General features: G+C 40.2%; 8 protein-coding genes. 2 read left to right on the forward strand and 6 right to left on the reverse strand.

Features of this window, described 5'->3' with window-relative positions:
• Positions 1–163: 163 nt before the first annotated feature.
• The 6 genes from ACSLGF_RS18400 to ACSLGF_RS18425 form a co-directional block, all read right to left on the reverse strand.
• Positions 164–598, reverse strand: a complete 435-nt coding sequence (locus tag ACSLGF_RS18400) for a terpene synthase (protein ID WP_456007724.1) — start codon at positions 596–598, stop codon at positions 164–166.
• Between the two features lie 72 nt (positions 599–670).
• The gene (gene treR, locus ACSLGF_RS18405; RefSeq protein WP_456007726.1) at positions 671–1,399 is read right to left on the reverse strand and encodes a trehalose operon repressor; all 729 of its coding nucleotides are present in this window, start codon (positions 1,397–1,399) and stop codon (positions 671–673) included.
• Positions 1,400–1,418: 19 nt separating this feature from the next.
• Positions 1,419–1,766: an alpha-glucosidase C-terminal domain-containing protein gene (locus ACSLGF_RS18410; RefSeq protein ID WP_456007728.1), complete on the reverse strand. Its 348-nt coding sequence runs from the start codon at positions 1,764–1,766 to the stop codon at positions 1,419–1,421.
• Between the two features lie 211 nt (positions 1,767–1,977).
• Positions 1,978–2,364, reverse strand: a complete 387-nt coding sequence (locus ACSLGF_RS18415; protein ID WP_456007730.1) for a DnaJ family domain-containing protein — start codon at positions 2,362–2,364, stop codon at positions 1,978–1,980.
• 79 nt (positions 2,365–2,443) lie between these two features.
• Positions 2,444–4,168, reverse strand: a complete 1,725-nt coding sequence (locus tag ACSLGF_RS18420; RefSeq protein WP_456007732.1) for a methyl-accepting chemotaxis protein — start codon at positions 4,166–4,168, stop codon at positions 2,444–2,446.
• A 31-nt stretch (positions 4,169–4,199) separates the two neighbouring features.
• Positions 4,200–5,858 carry a pyridoxal phosphate-dependent decarboxylase family protein gene (locus ACSLGF_RS18425; protein WP_456007734.1) on the reverse strand — a complete coding sequence of 553 codons (1,659 nt, stop codon included), beginning with the start codon at positions 5,856–5,858 and terminating at the stop codon, positions 4,200–4,202.
• 578 nt (positions 5,859–6,436) lie between these two features.
• Here ACSLGF_RS18425 and ACSLGF_RS18430 point away from each other — a divergent pair.
• Both ACSLGF_RS18430 and ACSLGF_RS18435 read left to right on the forward strand, forming a co-directional pair.
• Positions 6,437–8,419, forward strand: coding sequence for an LTA synthase family protein (locus ACSLGF_RS18430; protein WP_456007736.1), 1,983 nt, complete (start codon positions 6,437–6,439; stop codon positions 8,417–8,419).
• A 51-nt stretch (positions 8,420–8,470) separates the two neighbouring features.
• Complete coding sequence (locus ACSLGF_RS18435; RefSeq protein ID WP_456007738.1) at positions 8,471–9,103, forward strand: YjgB family protein; 633 nt, start codon at positions 8,471–8,473, stop codon at positions 9,101–9,103.
• Positions 9,104–9,235 lie beyond the last annotated feature (132 nt).

A 9,235-nucleotide genomic window follows, 5' to 3' on the forward strand; every position in this document is an offset into this window, starting at 1 on the left:
GAAGAATTTCTAGTGTGGAACATGAGAAAAACACCTTCCTTTAGTCGGCTTTTCTCTATTATAAAATGAGGAGATGTAAATTTTAAGGGAAAAATAAAGCTGTCGAGATTTCCTCGACAGCCTGTGGACAGAGCATGGGCTCTGTCCTTTTTTCATTTCCACATCAATCTTGAGATAAATAAATCCAATTTCTATCGTCAAATTCTTTCACATCATCTGATCCTATATGACGTAACATTCTATTAAAGAAAGTGATGTCATCTTCATCATCGACATCATATAAATCCTCTAGAACATATTCTCTCGTAATAAAATTCGTTAAGTTCGTATTATTCACAAAATCAGCAAAGTACGATTGTACAAGAGTTAAATCCTCTTCCCTTAATTTTTCATCACTAATGATTGAGATATGAAACACATTCAAAATCGCTTGAATATCTTCTTCATCCATATAACATAATGGTTCTAATTTTCTGTCTTCTTCCGTAAATGGTTTTCGCGTATCTTCAATGATGACGTAACATAAAATCATGTGATCTTTCATCACGCTAAAAATTTCTAAATCCCGTAATTTTAGTGGCCTATTCAGTCTAATCATTTTTCCTCCTGAGATTTTGCTCTTGTCGTTGTTTATCCCCCTGCTCCCCCAAAACCCTGAAATGGACAGAGCCTATGCTCTGTTCACTTTTTCTCTTCTTGCAAAATCGACGAACCTAAAGCGGTCTAATCGGTGGCGGCTTTCTGTGTATTGGAATAGACTCGTATCCTCCAAGAACACATAATTCTTCACCACTACTATATGGTCAAACCCATTCAAATCAAGATACTTGGCATCCTCTTCTGTACATGGCTCCACCACAAATTCCTTCTGAGCATAGCTAATCGATACACCGAGTTCTCCCTCAATATACTCGTATATCGATCCTTCGCATATGTCCTTAGACAGTGTCTGCACATGCCTTTGCAAAAAGTAATCCTTGTCTAAAATGACTTCTTCCCCGCTAATATTGCGAGAACGAATAACTTCCCAGACATCTTCATGCCCACCTATTTTCAGCTGAGACTGAATATACTGATCCGGTTTGATTAAACCAAATTCATGAACAGTTGTGACCGTCTTTCGGCCAAGTGTTTGGGAAAGCTCTTTAAAGCTGACGAGACCTGAAACAGGGAACTGCATTTTCTCCCGATTCAGCAATACAGAGCCTTTCCCACGGATTTTTTGGATATATCCATTTTGCACAAGGATGTTTAATGCCTTTCTCACCGTCTCCCGGGACGTGTCGTACATTAAGGAAAGCTCATGCTCTGATGGGAGGATGCCTTTATCCTGCCATTCACCTTGTTCAATTCGTCGCGCGAGCTGATCATAAATCACTCGAAATTTATTCTCTTTCATTTTCCTTCCGCCCCATTTATTAGCGTTTGGTTAAATGATAAACGATTGACTCGTATGGACGCAACGTAAATCCCTTGATCTCTGCCGGCACATCCTCATAATAACGGACTTGAACCTCCATCTCATCTGCATCCTTTAATAGCTCATCAGGAAGTGTAAAGTCCGCTTCTCCTGCATAAAAATGGTTCATCACGAGGATCTTCTCATCTTTGCTTTCTCTGACATAGGCAAAAACCTTTGGGTCATCTTCCAAAAGTAAAGTGAAGCTGCCATACGTGATCACATCATATTCTTTACGCAGTCTGCTAAGAGTGTTTATTTTTGCACTGATCAGCTCAGGGTACCGACATTTCAGTGGAAGCTTCATTAAAAGATGGCTTTCACAATCTGATCTGCTGCTGCCTGATAATCAGCCATGCTATCCCCTCCGAGACCGTTTTTTATAAGAAAAAAGAACCAAAAACTTGTATATACATGTTTACTTCATATTTTATATTTGTATATATATGTAGTCAACAATAAAATGTAGCTCTTTCATAAAAAAGCTCCCTCAATGTGCTAGAGGCAGCGGCGTGTCATCATCTTTTTTTATGCTCCGTTAATTTTTCGTAGACCCTGTTTTTATAAAAGGAGGAGGCTGGACGGGCAAACGTTTGGCGCTTTGATGTGAGTTCATCCAGACGTTTTTGTTTTTCTTCACCTATGAGAGAAAGTTTTTTTCTTTCCTCTTCATTTATACTGGTTTTGAGTAATTCTTTGACGGTCATGAGTTCTTTTTTAAGTGCCGTTTCTTCCCCAGCAAAGCCGGCATTTTTCATGATGCGGTAGCCCATCCTCAGTTCTTCAGGTACATGAGCAGCGTCATCCTTTGGCAGAGGTTTCCCAAAGCCAGATAAACCTTCAAAAGCTCCATTGTCCATCGCCTTTTTAATCCGTTCTTCTGATAATCTCTGCGTAAAATCCATGGCGCTTCTCCTTTCGGCCGCATGTATTTGATTCAGCATAGCAAAAAAGCTGACTCTCTCACAAGAGCCAGCTTTCTGCTTATTTTTTGTCGATTTTAAAGGTGGATACCATCTCTGCCAAGTCCTCTGACATTTCAGAGAGCTGTTCAATCGCACTTGAAATTTGCTGTATGCCAGCACTTTGCTGTTCTGTTGCTGCCGCTACTTCTTGAGAGCTCGCAGCATGTTCTTCTGACACAACCGAAATTTGTTCAATTGATGTAGAAATCGTTTGATATGCTCGTTCTACCTGCTTGATGGATTGAAGCAAATTGTTCGTTCTGCTTGCAAACTGAGACACTCCATCATAAATAACAGCGAAGTTCTGTGACGTGCCTTCCATTTGCTCACGTCCTTCTTCCACTGCCTTACTGCTTTCCTCTACGCTTTCAAGAACACGCTGACTGTTTTCCTGTGTACCGATGACTAAATCTGAAACGGTTTTAGCCGCATCAGCTGACTGCTCAGCTAACTTACGCACCTCATCAGCCACAACAGCAAACCCTTTTCCTTCTTCTCCAACACGCGCTGCTTCAATTGAAGCATTGAGTGCAAGCAAATTCGTTTGCGCTGAAATGTCGGTAATAATGGAGATGACACTTTCAATCTCTGTTGAATGTGATTGTAATTCTTCTGCTGCCTGCTTTGAGTTTGTCATCTTGTCGTATAACAGATTGAGATGCTCAAGGACATGCTGCACCAGTTTTTGACCAGATTCTGACTGCTCTTGTACTTCTGATGAAACAGATTTCATTTCATCTACTTCTTTCGTTACGCCTTCAATTTGAGTTTCGATTTCCGCAACAGAGGTCGTACAGTCTGTAATATTTGCTACAGAATCATTAATTCCTTCACTCATATTCGTCATCGCTTCTGACACTTGCTGCGCACTTTGACTCGATTCGTTCGTCACGGTGCGAAGCTGTGAAGACATTTTCGACACTTCGCTTGATGAGTTTGAGATCTTCCCAATGAGCTCTTTGATCCGTCCCTGCATCTTTTGGAAAGAAGCGGCTAATTGACCGATCTCATCTTTACTTTCAACCTCTACCATTCCAGTTAAATCGCCATCTGCAATTCGGTTCGCTGATTCCCTCAACGAACGTGCTGGTTTCGCAATTCTTCTTCCCATGAAGAATGAGAAGAGTAATCCGCCGATGAGCACAATGGCAGATGCAACCGTGATATAGATCGTCAACTTCTTCGTTGTTTCTGGCACAACAGACGCATCTAAATCAATTCCTAGAATACCAGTAAGCTCACCGCCTGAATCTTTGATTGGCAAAAAGACTGATTTATGTGTTCCAAATGAATCTTTGTAAATATCACTTTTGACCATTTTATCTTCAGAAAGAGCTTGTTTCATCTCATCTGAGAATACATAATCTTGATCAAAATCATTGTCTTGCCCAGTTAACACAATGATTCTTTCCTTGCCGCCTTTATTTGATAACACGTATAAGTTCTCAAGCGTATGATCTTCTTGAAGCTCTGTGATTTTCTTTTTAACCTCGATATAAAGTGGATCGTCCTTCCCGCTAATGCTTAGGACGTTTCCATCGATACTGTTGATCTCTTTTTTAGCTGTATCGATATCTGTCGTTAACCGATAATCAAATTGCTTTAATAACTGGGATGATAAATCCTGGCTGACTAGATAAAATGTTAGAACGAATAGTGCAACGGTTGCGAGTAATGTTCCGACAACGACTGACATAATTTTGGAAGATATCGTGAGTCCTCCAAATTTCCTTTGTTTCGCCATTTTTTTCTACATCTCCACTCTCAGATTTGATTTAAGCATGTACATGTTCAAATTGTCCGCAAACAGATGCAATCACATCTTTTAAATAAGATACGATATGAGGGATATGCTCTGGTAACGTATAAGGTGAGATGACAAAAAACTTACTCACACTTAGATAGAATTCTTGTCCTTCTTTTGCATTTACAAGTAAAAACTTTGTTGTATCGCCAAAGAACATTTCGTCTCTTTTCTCTCCAAGCTTTTCAAACAGCATTTTGTTCAACTGATTGTTCCGCTCAATTTCCATTGAAGTCGCTTCGCCTGAAATCTCTTCTTTAAAGCGCGGAGAGCCGTCTAGGTAAATTCTAAACAATGTAGCCATTCCGACGTTGCCGTCATTTACGACTTCTGCTTGCGGAATGTCTTGACTGAGTGCTTCTCTGAATGCAAGGTTCACCTCTAAAAATTGACCGAGCAAGCGCTGGTATCCTTCAATCCCAAACGTTAACAGCACGCTCAGCATGCTGATCGAGCTTCCCATTCTTGAGCATTCAAGTGTATAACCCGTATGGTATTCCCCGTAGCCTCTATGTCCAACATATGGTGTCTCTTGTTCTTCCAGGTCCAAACGCTTTAAGTCAGCAGCGTTTTTCACTAAGAATAAACTGGATGTGTAAGGTGTTTGACCGAGCTTTTGAAAATCAAAGCACATCGTGTCTGCAAGAGAGAGATGCTGGAATTTCGCTTTGATTTCTTTTAGCATACGAAGAACACCGTCTGAGAATTGCAGCGGGTTTTTAGATACATCATACTCATTAAAGAAAGCAAAGAATCCGCCAAGCGCCGAATCTGCATGAATATGTGGCACCTTTAGACCATACTTCTCAGCAATGGCTTCTGCTGTTTCACGTACCCCTTTTACATCATCAATTGCAATGGCATCTGTTGTTCCGGTTGTTGCCACAATATAAACGGGAATTCCCCCATTTTGCGCAACACGTTCCATTTGACAACGCAAATCTTCCATATCCATTGAATGATCTTTATTTGTCTTAATTCTGATTAAATTGTCTGTGCCAAGTCCGGTTGCTTCCATTGACTTAAATAGGCTGTAATGTGCTGCATCAGAACAAAACGCATAAAGATTTTGCGGGACACCTTTTCGTAATGACTCCGGTGCGACTTTCGCAATCGCTAAACGAAGCCCTGAGAAAATAGCCCCCTGACCTCCCCATGTTGTGTATCCCCCGCTCACATTTGGATCATATCCGATGAGCTTAGACATCATTGAGACCACTCTGACCTCAGCTTCCGCACCTGCTGGTCCATAAACATCCCATAGGTTGTTTCCATTTACCAGCATAGCCGTCAGCATGCCTAGAATTCCTGGTGTACTTGCCATTGGCAAAATGTTCGTGAAGAAATACTTTGTGTGGTATGGATGGTTATGTAAAAGCTTAAGTAATTCTTCATTCACAAGTTCCGCTTGTTGTCCGTTCACCGGAATTTGACTTGTTTCAGTGAGCTTTTGATAAAAATCCTCCCCACGATTCTTTTCACCTTTTAGGTGAGCACGGTTCGGATCCTTCAGGTGATCAATCCCTGAAATGATCTGTTCCATTAATTTGATGAATTCTTTACGCTCTTCCGCATTTCCGTCCTCACTCGGAAACCAGTTCTGAACGAGGTTCTCAGCTCGTACAGTCATATACTATCAATCCTTTCAATGGAAGATTTCCTGTCAATCTCTATATCGACTTCAATTGAAAAGTTTATAGTCTCAAAATGTTCACTTAAGTATATTCAGATAATTTGTTAACTCATCAAAATTAATAAAACCCTTACAAAACACATCAAAACCATTTTGTTTGTGAAACAACAAAATATATCGATATATTATATAGCAGGAATTTTTATCCATCATTATTCGCTGTTCATTGACTCATTTTTTTTACTTAACCTGCATAAACATTAATAAACACTGGAAATTCTCTCGAAATCACCATTGTAGAAATCAAATTAATTCTTTAGACTTATGTCTTTTTACCTGTTTTATTGATATAACAACAGGAAAATAACTGAATTTTCTGTTAATATTAGGATAAATTTCATAAAAAGTTTTTCGAAGATCGAATATTTTCGATTTCTTTCCTTATATTGCTCGGACAGGCTGTTCACGCAGTTCATCGGTTATGACTTTTCTATTTGCGGATTTCGTGGTATATTCTAATGGTTCGTTTTCTTTCGTTCCGCCTCTTCCGTATAACGGAGAAAAGGAGTGTTTATATGAAAACATTTATTCAAAAAAGAGGCCTCGGTTTCTTTGTGATTGCGGCCATCTTACTATGGCTCAAAACGTATACAGCTTATTTAATCGAATTCAAACTTGGTATATCAAATATGCTTCAGCATATTTTGCTTTTCGTGAATCCTATTAGCTCCAGCTTGTTCTTTCTTGGCTTTGCTTTATTGTTCAAGAAAAAATGGCAGCCTGCCGCTATCATTGTGATTCACTTTTTCATGTCTTTTTTACTTTACGCAAACATCGTGTACTATCGATTCTTCAATGACTTTATCACGCTGCCTGTTGTGATGCAGGCAGGAACGAATGGCGGACAATTAGGTGATAGTGCATTTTCACTCATGCGTTGGACTGATGTGTTTTACTTTATCGATACAATCATCTTGATCGTACTCGCAGTCCGCATGAAAAGGCAGCAGCAAACAAGTACAGCAACTGTACCTGTTCAAAAGTCAAAATCGTTTAGACTCGTTCTTGCGTCCTCTGTTGTGATCTTTGTTGTCAACTTAGTCGCTGCAGAGATTGATCGTCCAGAGCTTTTATCAAGATCGTTCGACCGCAATTATTTAGTAAAATATTTGGGTGCTTATAACTTTACCGTGTTTGATGCCATTCAAAATGTGAAATCAAACAGCCAGCGTGCACTGGCAAATTCAAATGATGTGACAGATGTAGAGAATTATTTAAAGGCGAACAGCGCTGATCCAAACCCGGCTTATTACGGGAAAGCGAAGGGCATGAACGTCATTACGATTTCTCTTGAATCTCTGCAAAACTTTGTCATTGATTATAAGGTGAACGGAAAAGAAGTCACTCCATTCCTTAATTCATTGGCACATGATAACAAAACGTTTTATTTTGATAACTTCTTCCATCAAACAGGACAAGGAAAGACGTCTGATGCCGAATTTATGATGGATACTGGGCTATTCCCATTATCACAAGGCTCTGTTTTTATTAACAAAGCGCAAAACACGTATCAGGCACTTCCCGGCATTTTGAAGAAGGATCAATACACGTCAGCAGAATTCCATGGGAATACGAAAACCTTCTGGAACCGTAATGAAATGTTTAAGTCCTTTGGATATGACAGATTTTACGATTCTGAGTACTACGATATGAACGAGCAAGATACGAAGAACTATGGTTTGAAAGACAAACCGTTTTTCAAAGAATCAATGCCAATGCTTGAAAATCTGAAGCAGCCATTTTATTCGAAATTCATTACGTTATCGAACCACTTCCCATTTGGCATGGATGAAGGTGATACCGATTTCGAACCTGGTGATTTCGGAGACTCTGTCGTCGATAACTACTTCCAATCTGCTCATTATTTAGATGAAGCCATTGAACAGTTCTTCAAAGACTTGAAAAAGTCAGGTTTATATGACAATACAGTGGTCATTATGTACGGAGACCATTACGGCATTTCGGAAAATCATAATGAAGCGATGGAAAAAGTGACTGGACAAAAAATTGGAGATTATGAAAATGCCCAGCTCATGCGTGTGCCGCTCTTTATTCATGTGCCAGGCGTAAAAGGCGGACAGATTCATAAATACTCTGGTGAAGTCGATATCGCTCCAACCCTTCTGCACCTGCTCGGCGATGATACGAAGAATTATTTAATGTCTGGTTCTGATATCTTATCGAAGAACTTCAAAGAGCTTGTGCCATTTAGAAATGGAGACTTCGTGTCCAAGGACTACACGAAAGTAGGCAATAACTATTACAGCAACAAAACAGGCGAGAAAATCGAGCCAACTGAAAAAGCATCGCAAGAAAATGAAACGGTGAAAAAGATGCTAGAGACATCTGATAAGATCGTCACCGAAGATTTACTCCGTTTCTACAAACCTAAAGGCTTTACACCGATTGACCGCAATGAGTATGACTATACAAAGAAAGCACAGGACGAAAAAGATTCCTCTTCCGCCAAAGATGAATCCAGCACTTCTTCAAAGTGACTTTCTCAATCAAAGAACCAGCCGATCCTGATCAGCTGGTTCTTTTGACGTTTGATCCTGATTGCACCGGGTATAGGAGATCAAGGAGGGATTTATCATGAAAAAACAGCAGCTTTTATCGTGACTGCCTCACTCGCTTCTTCCGCCCTATTCGGTTTCAGCCCTGCGATCACAGCACACGCCATAACCAAAACGGCGGCAGAACAATCCATTCCCAAAGGTCCTCAAGCCGCGCTAAACAGCATTTATGAGCTGGCGCATAAAGGACAAATGCCCTACTATGCAGAGGGGCTCAAAATAGGCGTTCAAACAAAAAAAGACGTTCATCATAAGCTAGGACAGCCTTATCCAGAAACAGGTCAAAGTGGCTTTGATTTGTATCATGCTGAAATGGGGAATCCAGGATTTGCTTTTCACTATGACATAAAAGGAAAAATTGACGAAATCCGTTATTTCGGTACAAATGTAGAAAAAGAAACGAATATCGGCGGGATGACCCCTTCCCTATTAAAGAAACAGCTTGGACCGGCCGATTCAGTGAGCACCATCCCACAAACAAAAGAGACGAAATACGTTTACCGAACCGGTGATTATGAGCTCGAATTTATCGTCGGACATGACCCAGATATCAGCCAGCACGAGCTCACTGTCCTGCATATCAATCTCATCAAAGCCGATTCTTAAATAAAAAGGCATCCTGAGCATAGGGACTGACCCCCGTTTTTGAGACAGGGATCAAAACACCTTTATACAGCCAATTGCCGATAGTTTATCGGTGATTGGTTGTTTAGTTTCGTTTGAATGCGAATGTTGTTA

This window comes from Bacillus sp. A015 (assembly GCF_053851875.1).

Bases quoted from the DNA above. Each gene is read 5' to 3' on its own strand.
- ACSLGF_RS18400 (WP_456007724.1), bottom strand. From the start codon at position 598: ATGATTAGACTGAATAGGCCACTAAAATTACGGGATTTAGAAATTTTT.
- treR (WP_456007726.1), bottom strand. From the start codon at position 1,399: ATGAAAGAGAATAAATTTCGAGTGATTTATGATCAGCTCGCGCGACGA.
- ACSLGF_RS18410 (WP_456007728.1), bottom strand. From the start codon at position 1,766: ATGAAGCTTCCACTGAAATGTCGGTACCCTGAGCTGATCAGTGCAAAA.
- ACSLGF_RS18415 (WP_456007730.1), bottom strand. From the start codon at position 2,364: ATGGATTTTACGCAGAGATTATCAGAAGAACGGATTAAAAAGGCGATG.
- ACSLGF_RS18420 (WP_456007732.1), bottom strand. From the start codon at position 4,168: ATGGCGAAACAAAGGAAATTTGGAGGACTCACGATATCTTCCAAAATT.
- ACSLGF_RS18425 (WP_456007734.1), bottom strand. From the start codon at position 5,858: ATGACTGTACGAGCTGAGAACCTCGTTCAGAACTGGTTTCCGAGTGAG.
- ACSLGF_RS18430 (WP_456007736.1), top strand. From the start codon at position 6,437: ATGAAAACATTTATTCAAAAAAGAGGCCTCGGTTTCTTTGTGATTGCG.